The sequence below is a fragment of the Pseudomonas sp. FG-3G genome (assembly GCF_901007645.1).
Lineage (GTDB): Bacteria > Pseudomonadota > Gammaproteobacteria > Pseudomonadales > Pseudomonadaceae > Aquipseudomonas > Aquipseudomonas rhizophila.
Map to the genome: position 1 here is coordinate 120,479 of NZ_CAAKGZ010000024.1, position 17,455 is coordinate 137,933.

Here is a 17,455-nt window from a genome sequence, read left to right on the forward strand (position 1 = left end):
ATGGCGGCGCGGATCGGTGACGGGTATACGCAGCCTGACGTAAGCGCATACGTCATTTGACGTAGGGAAAAATGCACCAAGGCGGCGCAGGCTATCGCCCCAGGCCCCGCCTGAACGGCACTGCGCGGACGCGCGCGCAGGCAACAGCTGGCGCGGTAAGACGGCGTGGTGCAGGGCATGAAAATTGCTCGGCTATCCGCCACGGGCACACCCGACAGGCACGGAGCGCCTTGACCCCAGGAGTCTTTCGCCGTGCTTCCACCTGGCACCCAGCGCATCGCCAAGATCCGTCGCGACTACAACAGTTGGGTCGCCGACGAAACCATGGAAGACTACGCCCTGCGTTACACACCAAAGTCCTTTCGCAAGTGGTCGGAGCTACGCATTGCCAACACCGCTTTGGGCGCGGTGTCGTTCCTGGCCCTGGAGGCGATTGGCGGGGTACTGGCCCTGAGCTACGGCTTCACCAACACCTTCTGGGCGATCCTCGCCGTGAGCCTGATCATCTTCCTCACCGGCCTGCCCGTCAGCTACTACGCCGCCCGCTACGGCGTCGATATGGACCTGCTGACCCGCGGTGCCGGCTTCGGCTACATCGGCTCGACCATCACCTCGCTGATCTACGCCAGCTTCACCTTTCTGTTCTTCGCCCTGGAAGCAGCGATCATGGCCCTGGCCTTGGAGCTGTACTTCCATATCCCATTGGCCTTTGCCTATGTGATCTGCTCCGTGCTGGTGATCCCCCTGGTGGCCTATGGGGTGACCCTGATCAGCCGCCTGCAACTCTGGACCCAGCCATTGTGGCTGGTGCTGCTGGTGCTGCCCTATCTGTTTGTGCTGCTGAAAAACCCCGAGGCCTTCAGCGACTGGACCAGTTTCCGGGGCCGTGATGCCAGCGGCGACTTCAATCTGCTGGCGTTTTGCGCAGCCTGTACCGTGGCCCTATCCCTGGTGACGCAGATCGGCGAACAGGTCGACTACCTGCGCTTCCTGCCGGAAAAAACCGCGGCCAACCGTAAGCGCTGGTGGGCCGCCCTGCTCTGCGCCGGCCCCGGCTGGATCCTGCCCGGCGCCCTGAAAATGTTCGCTGGCGCCTTCCTGGCGTTTCTCGCCCTGCAACACGAGATCCCCATCGAGCGCGCTACGGAACCGACCCAGATGTACCTGGTGGCCTTCGGTTATGTGTTCGCCTCGCCGGAATGGGCCCTGGCGGCCATGGTGCTGTTCGTCTTCGTCTCGCAGATGAAGATCAACCTGACCAACGCCTACGCCGGTTCCCTGGCTTGGTCGAACTTTTTCGCCCGGGTCACCCACAGTCACCCCGGCCGCGTAGTTTGGCTGGTGTTCAATGTGGCCATTGCCCTGATGCTGATGGAGTTGGGGGTATTCGACGTCATCGACCAGGTGCTCGGTCTCTACGCCAACATCGCCATCGCCTGGATCGGCTCGGTGGTCGCCGACCTGGTGATCAACAAACCCTTGGGGTTGTCACCGAAATACATCGAGTTCAAGCGCGCTCACCTCTACGACATCAACCCGGTGGGCGTCGGCTCCATGCTGATTGCCTCGCTGCTGTCGGTCCTCGCCCACTTCGGTCTATTTGGTGCACTGGCCCAGGCCGCTCCGCCCTTCGTCGCCCTCGGCACCTCGCTGGTCATGACCCCGCTGCTGGCCTGGGCCACCCGTAGCCGCTATTACATCGCCCGCACCAGCGATCCGTTACTGCTGCAACCGGTAGCTGCGAGCACGCAGATCACCTGCGGCCTGTGCAGCAACCCATTCGAAACCGCCGACATGGCTTTCTGTCCGGCCTACAGCACGCCCATCTGCTCGCTTTGCTGTTCGCTGGACGCGCGTTGCGGCGATCGCTGCAAACCCCACGGGCGTCTGTCGGCGCAATTCGAAGCGCTGTTGCATTGGTTGTTGCCCAATGCCACGGTGCCACGCCTGCACACCCGGCTAGTCCATTACCTGGGCCTGCTGCTCGCGCTGATCCTGATGCTCAGCGGCGCTCTGGCGCTGATCTATGGCCAGGCCTCCCAGGGGCTGCCCCACTCGCCGCAAGCCCAGGCGACGCTGTACCAGGCATTTTTCCAGGCCTTCCTGACGCTCTCGGTACTGGCGGCCATCCTCGCCTGGTGGGTGGTCCTGACGCGGGAAAGCCGCCGCGTGGCCCAGGAAGAATCGGACCGCCAGACCCTGCTGCTGATGCAGGAAATCGAAGCCCACCGCTTGACCGACCAGGCCCTGCAAGATGCCAAGGAGGCTTCCGAGGCGGCCAACGCGGCCAAGAGTCGCTACGTCACCGGACTGTCCCACGAACTGCGTACGCCGTTGAACAGCATCCTCGGTTTTACCCAGATCCTGCAGCGCGATGCGGCCATGCCGGAGCAGCATCAGGATGCCCTGGCGACCATCCTGCGCAGCGGCTCGCACCTGCTGTCGCTGATCGACGGCCTGCTCGATGTAGCCAAGATCGAGGCCGGCAAATTGCGCCTGGAACCGACGGAAATCCCCTTCCCGGAACTGATCCACGATCTGGAGCTGATGTTCACCCCACAAGCCCGGGACAAAGGGTTGCGCTTTCGCCTGGAGCTGATCGGCAAGATACCGGCGGTAGTGCGGGGCGACGAAAAGCGCGTCCGGCAGATCCTCATTAACTTGTTGGGCAATGCGGTCAACTTCACCGACAGCGGCGAGGTCTGCCTGCGGGTCAGTTACATGCGCGAGACGGCAACCTTCGACATCATCGACACGGGTATCGGCATCGACCCCGAGCACATCGAGCGAATCTTCCAGCCTTTCGAGCGCGGTGATCTGATGCGCCAGGACAAGGGCGTTGGCCTGGGCCTGACCATTACCCGCATGCTCACCTCGCTGATGGGCGGCGAGTTGCAGGTCAAGAGTCAGCAGGACAAGGGTACCTGTTTCCAGGTGCGCCTGTTTCTCTCGCAAGTACGGGTGCCGCAAGCGGTAATCCATGTCGAACACGACATCATCGGCTACCAGGGGCCGCGGCGTCTGGTGCTGGTAGTGGACGACCATGTGGACCATCGCAAGGTCCTCAGCGGCATGCTTACGCCCCTGGGTTTTGAAGTGATCCAGGCCAGCAACGGCCAGGAAGCGATTCGCCAGGTCGCCCTGCGAGGGCCGGACCTGATCCTCATGGACCTGTCGATGCCGACGATGGATGGCTGGGAAACCAGCCGACTGATCCGCCGCAATGCGTTGTCCACAGCACCGATCATCGTGATATCGGCCAATGCCTTTAACGACGAGCGCGAGCGCAGCCTGGCCAGTGCCTGCAACGACTACCTTGCCAAGCCGGTAAACACCCCGGAGCTGCTCGAACGGATCCAGCAGCAACTCGACCTGCACTGGCTGCGCCGCGAAAAACCAGCCCCTGCGACATTCCCCGAACCGGGGGTATTGCCCTCCCAGCCTGACCTCATCGCCCTCGGCGAACTCAGCGCCATTGGCTACGTACGCGGTCTGCACGAAAAACTTGACGCCATCCAGGCCGAGACGCCAGCCACCGCCCCTTTCATCAGTTCGCTACGCAAGCTGCTGAAAAACTTTCGCCTGGACGAAATCAACCGCGCCCTCAAGGAGGCAGAAGATGAATGTATTGACCACAGTCGCTGAACCCGGTGTCGTGCTGATTGTGGACGACACCCCGGACAACCTCGCCATGCTCTCCGACGCCCTCAACGATGCCGGCTACATGGTGCTGGTGGCCCTCGACGGGCTCAGCGCCCTGAACCGCATCGAACGCCGGCGTCCGGACCTGATCCTGCTGGATGCGATGATGCCGGGCCTGGACGGTTTCGAGACCTGCCGGCGGATCAAGGAGCAACCGGCCAACGCCGATATTCCGGTGCTGTTCATGACCGCGCTGACGGAAAGCAGGCATGTGGTCCAGGGCTTTGAAGTTGGTGGCAGCGACTACGTGACCAAGCCGATCCAGACCGACGAAGTGCTGGCCCGGGTCGCCGCACACCTGCGCACCTCGCGCATCCTGCTGTCGGCCCGAGCGGCGTCACAGCCAGCCGCGCCGAGCCTGGACGATGAGCCAGCGCAGAGGGTGCTGTCGGCACGCTTTCAGCTCACCGGTCGGGAAGTCGAGGTTCTGCGCTGGGTGGCCTGCGGCAAGACCAACCGCGACATCGGCACCATTCTTGATCTGAGCCCACGCACCGTGAACAAACATCTGGAGCATGTGTATGTGAAGTTAGGTGTAGAAACGCGCACAGCAGCGACCTCCGTGGCCTTGTCGGCCATGACCGATTCTCGCAACAGTGTTTCAAGGTAAGCCGCGATAACCAGACGTATTGTTGGATCTATTACCGGCCGCATCCGGCAATGGTCACAGTAGCGCCGCAGGGCTTCAGCATCGAAGCCCTTGTCAGCAAAAAAACAGCGACAGCGCCGAGCTCGGGCATCTGATCGAGGCTGCGAATACGGTATCCGCAGCCGAAGAAGTACCGCATCCCAAACTGGAACATAAACGACGAGAAAGGGCTTGGGGTCCGCGTTTGGGCTACGTTCGTGGGCGAAGACTCTCCCCCGCGAACCGACCATCTTGATGACTCAGGCGCGAACACGGAACTCGACGCTATGGGCGGACGATCCAAAGCAGCAGATCGCGTACCTGGCCCTTAAAAAATGGGCTCGCCTGTATTGCCCTGACGTGATCTTGAGCGTGTATACACGCGACGAGCTGGAGGCCAGCGCTATTGCTCGATTCTGATCTTTACGTTCGGTTCTGACTCCAGAGTTGGCCTATGCAGCTCTGGATCGTTTTCACTGAGACAACGGAACTGCAACTCCGCATTGGCATAACGACCGTATCCGGAATCCCGGGATGCCTCCTTAATTGGCATCAGATGTTTGCCTTTCCCCTCGCAGAACGCACTGGCTTCCTGGTACAGCTCGGCCTTGACCGCTCCGCCGCCAAAGGTGGTGAAGCTGCCGTCCTTCGCAATCATGTATGTGTCACGCCCCATCGGTACGACGCCCGGGCCTGAACATCCAGCAATCAGAAGGGCAATCGTTGTAACCAGCAAATACCGCATCGAAAACCGTTCCTTGCCTGTTGGTGAAGTGTTGGGCCATCACTCTGCCATACCTCAAATACCACAACCACTGTCGCATCCAGTCATGCAGGGTGGCGCTTGCCCCTGCCTCTAAGTCATCCAAGGGTTAGCAGGAGGGTCAGCTTCTCTCCACAAATTCAACATGAACGACCAGTGCAGCCGGAATTTCTCCGCCGTCGGCAGCGCGAATTGTTACTTCCTGCTCTTTCGCGATATCTGGATTCTCGGGCTCTATCGCTAGAACGCCATGCGACTCAAATTCACTATCGTCAATCCAGTAAATAACGCCTTGGTTATCAGCATACAAAGCGAAACGTTTGGCCTCATCGTGTGAACGAGTAGTGGAAACGGAGCAGCCACCATACAGTCCCGTTTCAATCTGGTGCGCTGCAACTCGGTTGGCTTCGGTCGGCCCCAATGTGAAGCGCCCATCAAGACTGAATTGCCCATCCATCCGTTCAACAACCTCTTTTTCACCATTCAAGTTCTTGGGGAAAATCTTCCCATTGTTTGAATCATGTACGGCCCTGCACTCGCCCCGATAAAGCATCGACTTTTCCTCAATCCGGCCCCATGCCGGGCCATCAACCAATAGCCTACAAACTCGAATCACGCCAACCGGCAAGTCGGAATGAAGCCAAGACGGCGAAAGCGGGATCTGGAACAGCGCCTGCGGCTCTACTTCGTCATTCTATGATGACGGGCCAGAGGAAAACGGCATGAACTTCTGCCACTCCTGCGGTAAGCACCTGGTGTTTGAGGTGGATGGACCGGAACTTGATGACGACTGGCACGTGAACCCATATAAGAAAGGACATCGCGACGTCGGCGCCTCGGGTGGCGTGGCGGCATGCAACCAGTGCGACGGGTGTATCGAGGCGGCGACCACCCAAGAAGCCTTCGAGCGCTGGAACGAAACACACCCAGCAGCGCTGCCATGAGGCGCTTCGTTCGCCGAAAGGCTGAGGCTTGGCTAATCCTGCTCGCCGCCTGGATCCTGATCGGCCGCAACGTCCACCGCGCGCCCGTGACGTCCCGCCGCGACAACAACGACATGTGGGCAATGGCTGAAAAACTCGAAGCCATCGCCCAGCGAATCAGCACCCAATACCGGTAGGCCAGTTCAGCGTCGAAGCTACACGAAAACCCAGAGGCCTTTAACATTCAGTCCGGCGAGAACCAGCGCCGTCAATAATCCAGGGAGCCGCATCAATCCCATCATGATGAATAGGATGGGGTTCATCATGCCAACCATGAAAAGGACCAGTACAGCGATTTTTGGCTGGCTGGGATCAAATAGAACCTTTGTCATGATTCCGGCCCATATCGCCCAAAAGAAATACATCGTCACGCCATCTACTCGGAAGAACGCCCGCTTAAACGTCTGTCCGACCGTATCCGTTTCATTGAGCATCTGAGCCACCGCAATAACCGATTTTATAACGATAGTAGCCGTAGCTCCAAAAACCTCTAACCCCTCCCCCTTCAAAGTTAGCCGCTATAGCGGCAAAGGAATAATTAGGCTCTATCAAAGCTTTGTAGCATCCCAGGTACAAGTACCGGACGCTTTAGTTTGCGTGTAGGTTCCGGACAAAGTATTTGGTCCTGTTACCTGCCCATCCATCTACTGGGAGCCTGACCGGCCTGAAGGCGAAGGCTGGTTCTGCCTGACCATTCCGGGCCTGTGTGCTGGTGGGCACTACAGCGACGATTGCGGTGGGTGGGATCTGATCTGCTGGCGTGGCGCCGTGTCATCGGCGTTGAAGGGCAAGCGCGACCAGGCCTTTCTGATCGAACCTCACGACGCAATGGACGCGATGCCTAACAAGCGCCTGGTGGCGGACACGCTTGAAGCTGACGGGCAGTTCTGCACCCTCGGTGTTCTCAGTGCGAAGCGCAGCATCGAAATGAGCGTCATCGATGCGCATTGCCGAGAAACAGTTTCGGGCGCTTTCAGAATAGCGCCAGCCATGGCCGCCGAGGTCGTATTTGAGAATGACGAGTGCGGCTGGAACGAAACCCCGGAGCAGCGCTGGCAACGAATGCGCAAATGGATAGGCAGCCATATCAAAGAGGTGACGCCATGATCCTCCCCCTGCTTTACAGGGCCTGTCCCATCTAGAGGAGCCATGGCAAAAAAAAGCCCACCCTGACCAGCTGCGGCCACTCAGCATTTCTCTGAAACACCTGGCAGGGCGAACTACAGAACCTTATTCGAATGAGGCTTCCTCGTATATCAGCCATACCCTGATACAAGCCCCCACCAAAGCCATATAACTACAAACCAAACCCTTACAACTCACAGCCTGCTGGTAAACGGCGGGCGGAGCTATGCCATGAACAAAGAAGACCTCGCGGATCGTATATGCGCAATCGCCTACCCTTGCCGCATCCATAAAGACCTCTTCCAGGTCGCCAAGGGCTCTGGCCTGGTGATCGTCTACGGCGCCAGCGATTCGATGGGGTCCGGGAAGCGGCGGGTTGTTCAAGGGGTCGATAGAAGAGGAAATGCCGGGCTTCCACGAAGTGCGTGCGCTGTCGCTGCACCTGTATCAGAAAGCCGGAAAGGATGGGCAGAAGATCGCCGGCCATGCCATGACCAGAACTACCAGAGGGATCACGCGGATATCGTGTGGTCGGAGGCAATCCCAGACCTGAATATCAGCGAAATCACCGGCTAGTTTTGCGCATGTTTTGCGCGAGCACAAAAAAGCCGATCCATCTGATCGGCTTAACTGTCTGATTTTACTCAGGAATAATGGTCGGGACGGAGTGATTCGAACACTCGACCCCTAGCACCCCATGCTAGTGCGCTACCGGACTGCGCTACGCCCCGACTAGGCGTGAATCTTGTTCCGTCTCTCAACGGAACGCTCAGGAATATATCGCAAGCTTTTGAAAACTGGAAGATTTAAAAGCAGAAATTTATTTCTTGAGCACCACCAGCACATCTTCAAGCTCAGCGATCATCTGGCGGATCATCTGTTTGTACTGGGTTGTATCGTCTTTGGCCTCATCACCGGAGAGGCGCAAGCGCGCTCCGCCGATGGTGAACCCCTGGTCGTACAGCAGCGCGCGGATCTGCCGGATCATCAGCACGTCTTGTCGCTGATAGTACCGGCGGTTACCGCGGCGCTTGACCGGGTTGAGTTGAGGAAACTCCTGCTCCCAATAGCGCAGCACATGCGGTTTTACCGCACACAGCTCGCTGACTTCACCAATGGTGAAGTAGCGTTTGCCTGGGATGACGGGTAGCTCGTCGTTATGACTTGGTTCCAGCATAAGCCTCAACTCGGGCCTTCAACTTCTGCCCTGGACGAAAGGTGACCACACGGCGAGCCGTGATCGGGATTTCTTCACCCGTTTTCGGATTGCGGCCAGGCCGCTGGCGTTTGTCCCGCAGGTCGAAATTGCCGAAACCGGACAATTTGACCTGTTCGTTGTCTTCCAGAGCGTGCCTGATTTCTTCGAAAAACAGTTCGACCAATTCTTTGGCCTCCCGTTTATTCAGGCCCAGCTCCTCATACAGACGTTCCGCCATCTCAGCTTTCGTCAGAGCCCCCATACGTCACTTCCTTAACGTGGCGTTCAACCTGTTTTCGAGCGAGGTGAGGATATTCTGCGTTGCGGTATTCACCTCATCGTCATTAAGAGTGCGCGATGGATGCTGCCAGGTCAAGCCGACTGCAAGGCTTTTTCTATGCGGATCAATGCCTTTACCCTGATACACGTCAAATAGCCTGAGGTCCGTGAGCCATTCGCCTGCATTTTCACGGATTACATCCAGTACGGCGCTGGATGCAACGTCGCGATCGGCCAGCAGCGCAAGGTCACGCCGCACTTCAGGAAAGCGCGATAACTCCTGGAATTTCGGCATTTTCCCCAGTGCCACTTCGCCCAGAACCAGCTCGAAAACAAACACAGGACGATCAAGACCCAGGGTCTTGGACAGTTCAGGGTGAATCGCGCCGACATAGCCGACTTCACGCCCGTCACGCTCAATGCGTGCTGTCTGCCCCGGATGCAGCGCCGGATGCTTGCCCGGCACGAAGGTGAACGCATCGAGCGCACCGGCGAAGCCCAACACCGCTTCCACGTCAGCCTTGACGTCGAAGAAGTCGACGACATCGCGACCTTGCGCCCAGCCTTCCGGCAAACGACTGCCGCAAACGACACCGGCCAGCATCGGCTCTTGCTTCAAGCCTTCCAACTGACCAACGAAACGCAGGCCGCTTTCGAACAGACGTACGCGGTCCTGTTGGCGGTTCAGGTTGTGCTGGAGCGACTTGACCAGGCCCGGCCACAGGGACGAGCGCATGGCGGCCATGTCGTTGGAAATCGGGTTGGCCAGCAACAGCGGCTCGACACCCGGATTGAACAGCTCGAACTGGCGTGGATCGATGAAGCTGTAGGTGATCGCTTCCTGATACCCACGAGCCACCAGCAGACGGCGCAGTTCCGGCAGGTCGCTACGGGCTTCGGCCTTGGCCTGTGGGGCCAGGCGCGCCTGCGGGTAGCGAACCGGCAAACGGTTGTAGCCGTACAGACGGGCCAGCTCTTCGATCAGGTCGACTTCCAGGCTGATATCGAAGCGATGGCTTGGCACTTCGACACGCCACTGCCCTGCCCCGTCGGCGCTGATGTTCAGGCCCAAGGCGCTGAGCAGGCGTTCGACTTCAGCCGGGTCCATTTCCATGCCGAGCATCTGCGTAATGCGCTGGGCACGCAGGGTGACCGGTGCGATTTTGGGCAGGTGCTGTTCGCTGACGGTTTCGATGATCGGGCCAGCTTCGCCGCCAGTGATTTCCAGCAGCAGGCCAGTGGCGCGCTCCATGGCTTCACGGGCCAGTTGCCAGTCCACGCCGCGCTCGTAACGGTGCGAGGCATCGGTGTGCAGGCCATAGGAACGGGCCTTGCCAGCCACCGCAATCTGGTCGAAGAACGCACTTTCAAGGAACACATCACGGGTCGTCGCGGAGACGCCGCTGTGCTCACCACCCATCACGCCGGCAATCGCCAGGGCACGGGAGTGGTCGGCGATGACCAGCGTATCGCTGCGCAGGGTCACTTCCTGGCCATCGAGCAGTACCAGCTTCTCGCCTTCCTCAGCCATGCGCACGCGGATGCCGCCGTTGATTTCGGCAAGGTCGAACGCGTGCAGCGGCTGACCCAGCTCCAGCATCACGTAGTTGGTGATGTCGACGGCAGCGTCGATGCTGCGCACGTCGGCGCGACGCAGGCGCTCGACCATCCACAGCGGGGTCGGCTTGGACAGGTCGACATTACGGATAACGCGCCCCAGGTAACGTGGGCATGCCGCCGGCGCCAGCACTTCAACCGAGCGCACTTCATCATGCACCGCGGCAACGGTCGCGACCGCTGGACGTGCCACTGGGGCGGCATACAACGCACCCACTTCACGAGCCAGACCGGCCAGGGACAGGCAGTCGCCACGGTTCGGGGTCAGGTCGACCTCGATGCTCGCATCGTCCAGGCTCAGGTACTCACGGATGTCCTGGCCGACCGGTGCGTCAGCTGGAAGCTCCATCAGGCCATCGTTGCCTTCGCCAATCTGCAGTTCAGCCTGGGAGCACAACATGCCGTTGGACTCGACGCCACGCAGCTTGGCTTTCTTGATCTTGAAGTCGCCCGGCAGTTCGGCACCGATCATGGCGAACGGGATCTTCAGGCCCGGGCGCACATTTGGCGCGCCGCAGACCACCTGGAAGGTTTCCGCGCCATTGCTGACCTGGCACACCCGCAGCTTGTCGGCGTCCGGGTGCTGCTCGGTGCTCAGCACCTCGCCCACCACCACACCACTGAATTCACCGGCGGCCGGCGTCACGCTATCGACCTCAAGACCGGCCATCGACAGACGAGCAACCAGCTCGTCCCGGCTTACCTGCGGGCTTACCCAGCCGCGCAGCCATTGTTCACTGAATTTCATCCTGCTCTCCTATTAGATTCGTTACGGGTCTGCGGCTTAGCGAAATTGCGCAAGGAACCGCAAGTCGTTGTCGAAGAACAGGCGCAAGTCATTTACACCGTAACGCAGCATGGCCAGACGCTCGACGCCCATGCCGAAAGCAAAACCCGAGAACTCTTCCGGGTCGATCCCGGACATACGCAGCACGTTCGGGTGAACCATGCCGCAGCCCATGACCTCCAGCCAGCCGGTCTGCTTGCAGACGCGGCAGCCTTTACCGCTGCACATCACGCATTCCATATCGACTTCAGCGGATGGCTCGGTGAACGGGAAGTACGAAGGACGGAAACGCACCGCCAGTTCTTTCTCGAAGAACACCCGCAGGAACTCTTCGATAGTCCCTTTCAGGTCGGCGAAATTGATGTCGCGATCCACCAGCAGGCCTTCGACCTGATGGAACATCGGCGAGTGGGTGATATCGGAGTCGCTACGGTACACACGGCCTGGGCAGACGATGCGGATCGGCGGCTGCTGCGATTCCATGGTGCGGACCTGTACCGGCGAGGTATGGGTGCGCAACAGCATGTTCGCGTTGAAATAGAAGGTGTCATGCATCGACCGGGCCGGGTGATGGCCTGGGATGTTGAGCGCCTCGAAATTGTGATAGTCGTCTTCGACCTCAGGGCCTTCGGCAATGCCGTAGCCGATGTGGGTGAAGAACTGCTCGATACGTTCCAGGGTCCGGGTAACCGGATGCAGACCACCGGAAGTCTGGCCGCGGCCAGGCAGGGTCACGTCGATGGATTCGGCGGCGAGCTTGGCAGCCAGATCCGCTTCCTCGAACAAGGCCTTGCGCGCATTAAGGACTTCTGTAACACGCTCCTTGGCAACGTTGATCAGCGCACCGACCTGCGGACGCTCTTCGGCCGGCAGGTTCCCCAGGGTCTTCATCACCTGAGTCAACTCGCCCTTCTTGCCAAGGTAGTGAACCCGGATTTGCTCCAGGGCATTGATATCTTCAGCGCTTTGCACAGCCTCTAGTGCTTGAGAGACCAGCGCGTCCAGGTTTTCCATGTACAGACTCCAGATACAAAATAGGGGAAGAGCTTGAAGGCTCTTCCCCTATTTATGACGTTTAACACCTGGCCCCACAGAGGTGAGGCCGGGTGACTGTCGGGGGTACTTAAGCCAAGGTGGCTTTAGCTTTCTCGACAATCGCAGCAAACGCCGCTTTTTCGTTCACTGCCAGATCAGCCAGAACCTTACGGTCGATCTCGATGGACGCTTTTTTCAGGCCGGCAATGAAACGGCTGTAGGACAGACCGTTAACACGAGCACCAGCGTTGATACGAGCGATCCACAGAGCGCGGAACTGACGTTTTTTCTGACGACGGTCACGGTAGGCGTATTGGCCTGCCTTGATTACCGCTTGCTTGGCAACACGGAATACGCGGGAACGCGCGCCGTAGTAGCCTTTAGCAAGTTTCAGAATTTTTTTGTGACGCTTACGGGCAATGACGCCACGCTTTACACGAGCCATGAGTTACTTCCTCTATTCTTGATCCAAAAATTAACGAAGGCGCAGCATGCGCTCGACTTTTGCCACGTCAGACGGATGCAGCAAGCTGCTACCGCGCAGTTGACGCTTACGCTTGGTCGACATTTTGGTCAGGATGTGGCTCTTGAAAGCGTGCTTGTGCTTGATACCGTTAGCAGTTTTCAGAAACCGCTTAGCAGCACCACTTTTAGTTTTCATCTTTGGCATGTTCGGATACTCCGCATTCAGTTGATAAACATAATCGCAAGGCCTGCCGTGCCCTGTTGATTACTTCTTCTTTTTCGGGGCGATGACCATGATCAGCTGGCGTCCTTCCATCTTAGGATGCTGTTCGACCGAACCGTACTCGAGCAGGTCTTGTTCAACCCGCTTGAGGAGTTCCATCCCCAGCTCCTGGTGGGCCATCTCACGGCCGCGGAATCGCAAGGATACCTTGGCCCTGTCCCCGTCACTCAGGAAACGTACCAGGTTGCGCAGTTTTACCTGGTAATCCCCTTCCTCCGTCCCTGGACGAAACTTGATTTCTTTTACCTGAATCTGCTTCTGGTTTTTCTTCGCCGCGGCAATCTGCTTCTTCTTTTCGAAGATCGACTTGCCGTAGTCCATCACCCGGCAAACCGGCGGGACTGCGTCTGCGGAAATTTCTACCAGATCAAGCTTGGCTTCTTCAGCAATACGAAGCGCTTCATCAATCGAGACGATGCCAATCTGCTCGCCGTCAGCGCCAATTAACCGAACCTCGCGTGCCGAGATATTCTCGTTGATCGGGGCTTTCGGTGCAGCTCGTTTATCTTGTCTCATTTCACGCTTAATAATAATTACTCCAAATCTGGGCGACCACGCCGGGAAACCGCTTGCGCGAGGAACTCAGCGAATTCGGCGACGGGCATCGAGCCCAGGTCAGCACCTTCACGAGTACGCACAGCGACAGTCTGCATCTCGACCTCCCGATCTCCAATAACCAAGAGAAAGGGAACCTTGAGCAAAGTATGCTCGCGGATTTTAAAGCCGATCTTTTCATTTCTCAAGTCGGACTTGGCACGAAATCCGCTTTGGTTGAGAGTTTTTTCGACCTCGGCGGCAAAATCTGCCTGTTTATCAGTGATATTCATGATCACTGCCTGGGTCGGCGCCAACCACGCGGGGAACGCGCCCTCGTAGTGTTCGATCAGAATCCCGACGAAACGCTCGAACGAACCGAGGATCGCGCGGTGAAGCATGACCGGGTGCTTGCGGCTGTTGTCTTCGGACACGTATTCGGCGCCCAGACGGATCGGCAGGTTAAAATCGAGCTGCAGGGTACCACACTGCCACACGCGACCAAGGCAATCTTTGAGCGAGAACTCGATCTTCGGCCCGTAGAAAGCCCCTTCGCCCGGTTGCAGATCGTACGCAAGGCCCGCGCTATCGAGTGCGGCGGCCAGCGCTGCTTCGGCGCGATCCCACAACTCATCGGAACCAACGCGTTTTTCCGGACGAGTGGACAGCTTCATCTCGACTTCGGTAAAGCCGAAATCCCGGTAGACGTCCATGGTCAGCTTGATGAAGGCAGCGGATTCGGCCTGCATCTGCTCTTCGGTGCAGAAGATATGCGCATCGTCCTGGGTGAAGGCACGCACGCGCATGATGCCGTGCAGCGCACCCGATGGCTCGTTACGGTGGCAGGCACCGAACTCAGCCAGGCGCATCGGCAGCTCGCGGTAGCTTTTCAGGCCCTGGTTGAACACCTGCACGTGGCAAGGGCAGTTCATCGGCTTGATGGCGTAGTCGCGGTTTTCCGACTGGGTAGTGAACATGTTGTCGGCGTAGTTGGCCCAGTGCCCGGATTTCTCCCACAGGCTACGGTCAACCACTTGCGGCGTCTTGATCTCCAGGTAGCCGTTTTCACGCTGGACCTGGCGCATGTACTGCTCGAGCACCTGGTACAGGGTCCAACCGTTCGGATGCCAGAACACCATGCCCGGGGATTCTTCCTGGGTGTGGAACAGGCCCAGGCGCTTGCCGATCTTGCGATGGTCACGCTTCTCGGCTTCCTCGATACGCTGGATGTAAGCCGCCAGTTGCTTCTTGTCGGCCCAGGCAGTGCCGTAGACGCGCTGCAACTGCTCGTTCTTCGCATCGCCACGCCAATAGGCGCCGGACAGCTTGGTCAGCTTGAAAGACTTCAGGAAGCGGGTGTTCGGCACATGCGGGCCACGGCACATGTCGACGTATTCTTCGTGGTAGTACAGGCCCATGGCCTGCTCGTCCGGCATGTCTTCCACCAGACGCAGCTTGTAATCCTCGCCACGCGCCTTGAACACTTCGATGACTTCGGCACGCGGGGTCACTTTCTTGATGACGTCGTAATCTTTCTCGATCAGCTGCTGCATGCGCTGTTCGATGGCCGCCATGTCTTCCGGCGTGAAAGGACGCTCAAAGGCGATGTCGTAATAGAAGCCTTCGTCGATGACAGGCCCGATGACCATCTTCGCGCTCGGGTACAGTTGCTTGACCGCATGGCCCACCAGATGCGCGCAAGAGTGGCGAATGATCTCCAGCCCCTCTTCATCCTTTGGCGTGATGATTTGCAGCGTGGCGTCGCTGTCGATGACATCACTGGCATCGACCAGTTTGCCGTTGACCTTGCCGGCCAGGGTGGCCTTGGCCAGGCCTGCGCCGATGGATGCTGCGACCTCGGCTACGGAAACCGGGTGATCGAATGAACGTTGACTGCCGTCGGGAAGAGTAATAGTTGGCATGGCGCCTCCTCTCCTAGTGGTGACCCCTACCAAAGGTCACGTGGGTTGGGATGAGCCAGTACAAGATCCAGTCCAGGCCATTCAATGACGAACGCCTGCCTTACAGCGGCAGGAGCCTTACGGCCAACCGGGAAAACCGAACCAGAGTGACTGGGATTCAAATCAGGGTTAATCGAACATTTGCCGCAGCCGGGACCTGTTGTCCTCCGGAGCCTGAAAATACCCGAGCCCGGCATGCTAGCACAGATGAACGGTCATCGCCGCGCCCGGATTGAAGCGGACGTAAATCCTCGGTTTTTATGCCAGAGTGCTGAACTGTACCGCCCGCTACGCCTCAGATAACAAGACATCGACCCGAAAGGAGCATCTTCGCATGCGTCTGAACACATTATTTGCAGTAGTCGCCCCCCTCGCCCTGCTGCTCCCGCTGACCGCCCACGCCGAATGGCCCAAGGGGGAACGTGAAAAATACATGGCCCAGTGCACCGAGGCAGCCACGCCACAGATCGGCGCGGCAGCGGCCAAATCCCATTGCGCCTGTGGCGCCGATGCGATCAAGTCCTACCCGGCAGCCGACATTCAAGCCTTGATGGACAATAAGGCGACCCCTCAGCTGCAGCAAAAAGCACTGGGGCAGATTGCAAAATGCAAGGCCAATAACAAGGCCAAAAAGTAAGAAAACAGGTCTTTGCACGGAGCCGTGCATCGATAAAAAACGCTGATTTCGGGCCTTTTTGACCGATTTATTCAGGTTTTACAGCTTTTTTTATCGTCTTTACGTTCGGCTGAAAGCCTTTAAAACCGGGCCTTTCAGCCGGATCAGGCAGTAAAGAAAACACGACTGATTGGCAAACAGCGCGTGCGGGGGGCTCCCAAATCGAACATTTCGACTATGATACCCCGGTGTGCCCAGTTGGCCTGAGCAGCACAGTACACTGAAAATATATGTTTCTTGGAGATACACCATGTCTAATCGCCAAACCGGCACCGTTAAATGGTTCAACGATGAAAAAGGCTTCGGCTTCATCACTCCTACAGGTGGCGGTGACGACCTGTTCGTACACTTCAAAGCTATCGAAAGCGACGGTTTCAAAAGCCTGAAAGAAGGCCAGACCGTTTCCTTCGTGGCTGAGAAAGGCCAAAAGGGTATGCAAGCTGCACAGGTTCGCCCAGAGTAATTACTCGGCGAGCACAAAAAACCCCGTCCATGTGACGGGGTTTTTTATGGGCGATTGAAAAATCAATCAGCCGCAGTTCACCCGATTGATGATCAGATTGGCGTCAGTGTTGAGATTCAGGCGATCCGAGCGGTACTCAAGCGTCACCATATCGTTGGGCTTGAGGATCCGCGCATATTGCGCACCGGCGCGGGTGCGGGCTTGTTCCAGCAGTTGCGGCGAGGCCTTCTTGCCGATGGCGAACTCGGCAGCTGTTGCTTCGCAGCGGCTGTAGCCTGTTTCTGTTGCTACCGGATCAGGGGTCGATTCAGAGGTGCTGCTGCAACCGCTCAAGAGCGCGACGGCCAGCAAAGTACCCAATGACGCGAGCTTCCAAGGCATGAAGCCTCCTTTTGTTGATGATTAAACAGAGAGCGTGCGACAGCCCAAACGAAGCTTGGTTTCAACCCAAGGGCTATCATGGTGCCCTCATCAGGAAAACAGGCAGTTTGCCTGAGCCGATATCCCGCTTCAGGGGTGAATCGTGACTGAATATGAATGGTGTTCAGTAAACGTCGATGTAGTCAAAGGGCGGATTGGGCCAGTTGTCCTTCAACGCATTGTAGATCTGCATGACCCAGACCTCGTCACTGGCGGCGACCAGCCCGACGTAGCCTGAACCTTTTGCCCACGTTTCCAGCCGAAACGATAGCCCGTCGATGTCCACACCGCCCACCACGCCCGAAGACAAATAGGCGATACCCGCCTTGGTCACGCGCAGTTGGGTGTGCTCGTCATCACTGGCCGAAGCCAGCAACTGACGAACCGCGTCGAGGGTCAACCCGTCAGGAGCGTTCAAATCGATCTGCACGGCGGGGGCCTCTTCAGAAAGTCAAAAAGCAAGTGTCGCACAGCCCTTCCCTGATGCCTAAGTCGCAGTGCAAAACCCCAGGCAAAAATGGTTAACTCACCCTACA

At 58.2% G+C, this 17,455-nt stretch carries 21 protein-coding genes, 1 tRNA gene and 1 pseudogene; 9 read left to right on the forward strand and 14 right to left on the reverse strand.

The window, feature by feature from the left end:
- The first annotated feature begins 252 nt into the window (after positions 1 to 252).
- The 3 genes from PSEUDOMOFG3G_RS16895 to PSEUDOMOFG3G_RS28250 all read left to right on the forward strand — a co-directional run bounded on the left by PSEUDOMOFG3G_RS16895 (position 253) and on the right by PSEUDOMOFG3G_RS28250 (position 4,750).
- The gene (locus tag PSEUDOMOFG3G_RS16895) at positions 253 to 3,645 is read left to right on the forward strand and encodes an ATP-binding protein (RefSeq protein WP_139050671.1); all 3,393 of its coding nucleotides are present in this window, start codon (positions 253 to 255) and stop codon (positions 3,643 to 3,645) included.
- Positions 3,620 to 4,312: a response regulator gene (locus PSEUDOMOFG3G_RS16900; RefSeq protein WP_047229344.1), complete on the forward strand. Its 693-nt coding sequence runs from the start codon at positions 3,620 to 3,622 to the stop codon at positions 4,310 to 4,312. The genes PSEUDOMOFG3G_RS16895 and PSEUDOMOFG3G_RS16900 overlap by 26 nt, the downstream gene beginning before the upstream one ends.
- A gap of 273 nt (positions 4,313 to 4,585) precedes the next feature.
- Positions 4,586 to 4,750 (forward strand): recombinase RecT, encoded by a 165-nt coding sequence (locus PSEUDOMOFG3G_RS28250; protein WP_306670307.1) that lies wholly within the window; start codon positions 4,586 to 4,588, stop codon positions 4,748 to 4,750.
- Here the strand turns inward: PSEUDOMOFG3G_RS28250 and PSEUDOMOFG3G_RS16910 are convergent.
- Both PSEUDOMOFG3G_RS16910 and PSEUDOMOFG3G_RS16915 read right to left on the reverse strand, forming a co-directional pair.
- Positions 4,734 to 5,075, reverse strand: coding sequence for a hypothetical protein (locus PSEUDOMOFG3G_RS16910; protein ID WP_139050672.1), 342 nt, complete (start codon positions 5,073 to 5,075; stop codon positions 4,734 to 4,736). The genes PSEUDOMOFG3G_RS28250 and PSEUDOMOFG3G_RS16910 overlap by 17 nt on opposite strands.
- Before the next feature lie 139 nt (positions 5,076 to 5,214).
- Positions 5,215 to 5,646: a hypothetical protein gene (locus tag PSEUDOMOFG3G_RS16915; RefSeq protein WP_139050673.1), complete on the reverse strand. Its 432-nt coding sequence runs from the start codon at positions 5,644 to 5,646 to the stop codon at positions 5,215 to 5,217.
- A 169-nt stretch (positions 5,647 to 5,815) separates the two neighbouring features.
- Between PSEUDOMOFG3G_RS16915 and PSEUDOMOFG3G_RS16920 the strand changes: the two genes are divergently transcribed.
- Together PSEUDOMOFG3G_RS16920 and PSEUDOMOFG3G_RS16925 are read left to right on the forward strand one after the other, a co-directional pair.
- The gene (locus PSEUDOMOFG3G_RS16920; RefSeq protein ID WP_139050674.1) at positions 5,816 to 6,037 is read left to right on the forward strand and encodes a hypothetical protein; all 222 of its coding nucleotides are present in this window, start codon (positions 5,816 to 5,818) and stop codon (positions 6,035 to 6,037) included.
- Positions 6,034 to 6,213, forward strand: a complete 180-nt coding sequence (locus PSEUDOMOFG3G_RS16925; protein WP_139050675.1) for a hypothetical protein — start codon at positions 6,034 to 6,036, stop codon at positions 6,211 to 6,213. Before PSEUDOMOFG3G_RS16920 ends, PSEUDOMOFG3G_RS16925 begins: the two co-directional genes overlap by 4 nt.
- A gap of 18 nt (positions 6,214 to 6,231) precedes the next feature.
- Here PSEUDOMOFG3G_RS16925 and PSEUDOMOFG3G_RS16930 read toward each other — a convergent pair whose 3' ends face one another.
- A complete protein-coding gene (locus PSEUDOMOFG3G_RS16930; RefSeq protein ID WP_139050676.1) occupies positions 6,232 to 6,510 on the reverse strand; it encodes a hypothetical protein in 279 nt (92 codons plus the stop codon).
- Positions 6,511 to 6,844: 334 nt separating this feature from the next.
- Here PSEUDOMOFG3G_RS16930 and PSEUDOMOFG3G_RS16935 point away from each other — a divergent pair, with 334 nt between their 5' ends.
- Positions 6,845 to 7,183 carry a hypothetical protein gene (locus PSEUDOMOFG3G_RS16935; protein WP_257220824.1) on the forward strand — a complete coding sequence of 113 codons (339 nt, stop codon included), beginning with the start codon at positions 6,845 to 6,847 and terminating at the stop codon, positions 7,181 to 7,183.
- A 374-nt stretch (positions 7,184 to 7,557) separates the two neighbouring features.
- Positions 7,558 to 7,777, forward strand: a pseudogene (locus PSEUDOMOFG3G_RS16940) (integrase); the annotation flags it as partial.
- Between the two features lie 78 nt (positions 7,778 to 7,855).
- On the opposite strand, the gene PSEUDOMOFG3G_RS16945 reads toward PSEUDOMOFG3G_RS16940, so the two are convergent.
- The 9 genes from PSEUDOMOFG3G_RS16945 to thrS form a co-directional block, all read right to left on the reverse strand.
- Positions 7,856 to 7,932, reverse strand: a tRNA-Pro gene (locus PSEUDOMOFG3G_RS16945).
- An 89-nt stretch (positions 7,933 to 8,021) separates the two neighbouring features.
- Complete coding sequence (locus PSEUDOMOFG3G_RS16950; protein WP_003179985.1) at positions 8,022 to 8,378, reverse strand: MerR family transcriptional regulator; 357 nt, start codon at positions 8,376 to 8,378, stop codon at positions 8,022 to 8,024.
- Positions 8,359 to 8,661: an integration host factor subunit alpha gene (gene ihfA, locus PSEUDOMOFG3G_RS16955; RefSeq protein ID WP_002553164.1), complete on the reverse strand. Its 303-nt coding sequence runs from the start codon at positions 8,659 to 8,661 to the stop codon at positions 8,359 to 8,361. Before ihfA ends, PSEUDOMOFG3G_RS16950 begins: the two co-directional genes overlap by 20 nt.
- Positions 8,662 to 8,664: 3 nt before the next feature.
- On the reverse strand, positions 8,665 to 11,043 hold the full coding sequence (gene pheT / locus PSEUDOMOFG3G_RS16960; protein WP_139050678.1) for a phenylalanine--tRNA ligase subunit beta: 2,379 nt from the start codon (positions 11,041 to 11,043) through the stop codon (positions 8,665 to 8,667).
- A gap of 36 nt (positions 11,044 to 11,079) precedes the next feature.
- Positions 11,080 to 12,096: a phenylalanine--tRNA ligase subunit alpha gene (gene pheS, locus PSEUDOMOFG3G_RS16965; RefSeq protein ID WP_047229332.1), complete on the reverse strand. Its 1,017-nt coding sequence runs from the start codon at positions 12,094 to 12,096 to the stop codon at positions 11,080 to 11,082.
- 109 nt (positions 12,097 to 12,205) lie between these two features.
- Positions 12,206 to 12,562 carry a 50S ribosomal protein L20 gene (rplT, locus tag PSEUDOMOFG3G_RS16970; protein ID WP_002553161.1) on the reverse strand — a complete coding sequence of 119 codons (357 nt, stop codon included), beginning with the start codon at positions 12,560 to 12,562 and terminating at the stop codon, positions 12,206 to 12,208.
- A 30-nt stretch (positions 12,563 to 12,592) separates the two neighbouring features.
- The gene (gene rpmI / locus PSEUDOMOFG3G_RS16975; RefSeq protein WP_002553160.1) at positions 12,593 to 12,787 is read right to left on the reverse strand and encodes a 50S ribosomal protein L35; all 195 of its coding nucleotides are present in this window, start codon (positions 12,785 to 12,787) and stop codon (positions 12,593 to 12,595) included.
- Between the two features lie 60 nt (positions 12,788 to 12,847).
- A complete protein-coding gene (infC, locus tag PSEUDOMOFG3G_RS16980) occupies positions 12,848 to 13,399 on the reverse strand; it encodes a translation initiation factor IF-3 (RefSeq protein WP_169432615.1) in 552 nt (183 codons plus the stop codon).
- Positions 13,399 to 15,321, reverse strand: a complete 1,923-nt coding sequence (gene thrS, locus PSEUDOMOFG3G_RS16985) for a threonine--tRNA ligase (RefSeq protein WP_003203626.1) — start codon at positions 15,319 to 15,321, stop codon at positions 13,399 to 13,401. The genes infC and thrS overlap by 1 nt, the downstream gene beginning before the upstream one ends.
- 373 nt (positions 15,322 to 15,694) lie before the next feature.
- Here thrS and PSEUDOMOFG3G_RS16990 point away from each other — a divergent pair, with 373 nt between their 5' ends.
- Both PSEUDOMOFG3G_RS16990 and PSEUDOMOFG3G_RS16995 read left to right on the forward strand, forming a co-directional pair.
- Positions 15,695 to 15,997 carry a hypothetical protein gene (locus tag PSEUDOMOFG3G_RS16990; protein ID WP_139050679.1) on the forward strand — a complete coding sequence of 101 codons (303 nt, stop codon included), beginning with the start codon at positions 15,695 to 15,697 and terminating at the stop codon, positions 15,995 to 15,997.
- Positions 15,998 to 16,286: 289 nt separating this feature from the next.
- A complete protein-coding gene (locus PSEUDOMOFG3G_RS16995; RefSeq protein WP_047229330.1) occupies positions 16,287 to 16,499 on the forward strand; it encodes a cold-shock protein in 213 nt (70 codons plus the stop codon).
- Between the two features lie 66 nt (positions 16,500 to 16,565).
- Here PSEUDOMOFG3G_RS16995 and PSEUDOMOFG3G_RS17000 read toward each other — a convergent pair whose 3' ends face one another.
- Together PSEUDOMOFG3G_RS17000 and PSEUDOMOFG3G_RS17005 are read right to left on the reverse strand one after the other, a co-directional pair.
- Positions 16,566 to 16,880 (reverse strand): I78 family peptidase inhibitor, encoded by a 315-nt coding sequence (locus PSEUDOMOFG3G_RS17000; RefSeq protein ID WP_047229329.1) that lies wholly within the window; start codon positions 16,878 to 16,880, stop codon positions 16,566 to 16,568.
- 163 nt (positions 16,881 to 17,043) lie between these two features.
- Positions 17,044 to 17,349 carry a hypothetical protein gene (locus PSEUDOMOFG3G_RS17005; protein ID WP_139050680.1) on the reverse strand — a complete coding sequence of 102 codons (306 nt, stop codon included), beginning with the start codon at positions 17,347 to 17,349 and terminating at the stop codon, positions 17,044 to 17,046.
- Positions 17,350 to 17,455: the final 106 nt, after the last annotated feature.

What these genes read in the sequence shown, in the direction of transcription:
- PSEUDOMOFG3G_RS16900 (WP_047229344.1), top strand. Translation starts at nt 3,620, where the DNA reads ATGAATGTATTGACCACAGTCGCTGAACCCGGTGTCGTGCTGATTGTG.
- PSEUDOMOFG3G_RS28250 (WP_306670307.1), top strand. Translation starts at nt 4,586, where the DNA reads ATGACTCAGGCGCGAACACGGAACTCGACGCTATGGGCGGACGATCCA.
- PSEUDOMOFG3G_RS16910 (WP_139050672.1), bottom strand. Translation starts at nt 5,075, where the DNA reads ATGCGGTATTTGCTGGTTACAACGATTGCCCTTCTGATTGCTGGATGT.
- PSEUDOMOFG3G_RS16915 (WP_139050673.1), bottom strand. Translation starts at nt 5,646, where the DNA reads ATGCTTTATCGGGGCGAGTGCAGGGCCGTACATGATTCAAACAATGGG.
- PSEUDOMOFG3G_RS16920 (WP_139050674.1), top strand. Translation starts at nt 5,816, where the DNA reads ATGAACTTCTGCCACTCCTGCGGTAAGCACCTGGTGTTTGAGGTGGAT.
- PSEUDOMOFG3G_RS16925 (WP_139050675.1), top strand. Translation starts at nt 6,034, where the DNA reads ATGAGGCGCTTCGTTCGCCGAAAGGCTGAGGCTTGGCTAATCCTGCTC.
- PSEUDOMOFG3G_RS16930 (WP_139050676.1), bottom strand. Translation starts at nt 6,510, where the DNA reads ATGCTCAATGAAACGGATACGGTCGGACAGACGTTTAAGCGGGCGTTC.
- PSEUDOMOFG3G_RS16950 (WP_003179985.1), bottom strand. Translation starts at nt 8,378, where the DNA reads ATGCTGGAACCAAGTCATAACGACGAGCTACCCGTCATCCCAGGCAAA.
- ihfA (WP_002553164.1), bottom strand. Translation starts at nt 8,661, where the DNA reads ATGGGGGCTCTGACGAAAGCTGAGATGGCGGAACGTCTGTATGAGGAG.
- pheT (WP_139050678.1), bottom strand. Translation starts at nt 11,043, where the DNA reads ATGAAATTCAGTGAACAATGGCTGCGCGGCTGGGTAAGCCCGCAGGTA.
- pheS (WP_047229332.1), bottom strand. Translation starts at nt 12,096, where the DNA reads ATGGAAAACCTGGACGCGCTGGTCTCTCAAGCACTAGAGGCTGTGCAA.
- rplT (WP_002553161.1), bottom strand. Translation starts at nt 12,562, where the DNA reads ATGGCTCGTGTAAAGCGTGGCGTCATTGCCCGTAAGCGTCACAAAAAA.
- rpmI (WP_002553160.1), bottom strand. Translation starts at nt 12,787, where the DNA reads ATGCCAAAGATGAAAACTAAAAGTGGTGCTGCTAAGCGGTTTCTGAAA.
- thrS (WP_003203626.1), bottom strand. Translation starts at nt 15,321, where the DNA reads ATGCCAACTATTACTCTTCCCGACGGCAGTCAACGTTCATTCGATCAC.
- PSEUDOMOFG3G_RS16990 (WP_139050679.1), top strand. Translation starts at nt 15,695, where the DNA reads ATGCGTCTGAACACATTATTTGCAGTAGTCGCCCCCCTCGCCCTGCTG.
- PSEUDOMOFG3G_RS16995 (WP_047229330.1), top strand. Translation starts at nt 16,287, where the DNA reads ATGTCTAATCGCCAAACCGGCACCGTTAAATGGTTCAACGATGAAAAA.
- PSEUDOMOFG3G_RS17000 (WP_047229329.1), bottom strand. Translation starts at nt 16,880, where the DNA reads ATGCCTTGGAAGCTCGCGTCATTGGGTACTTTGCTGGCCGTCGCGCTC.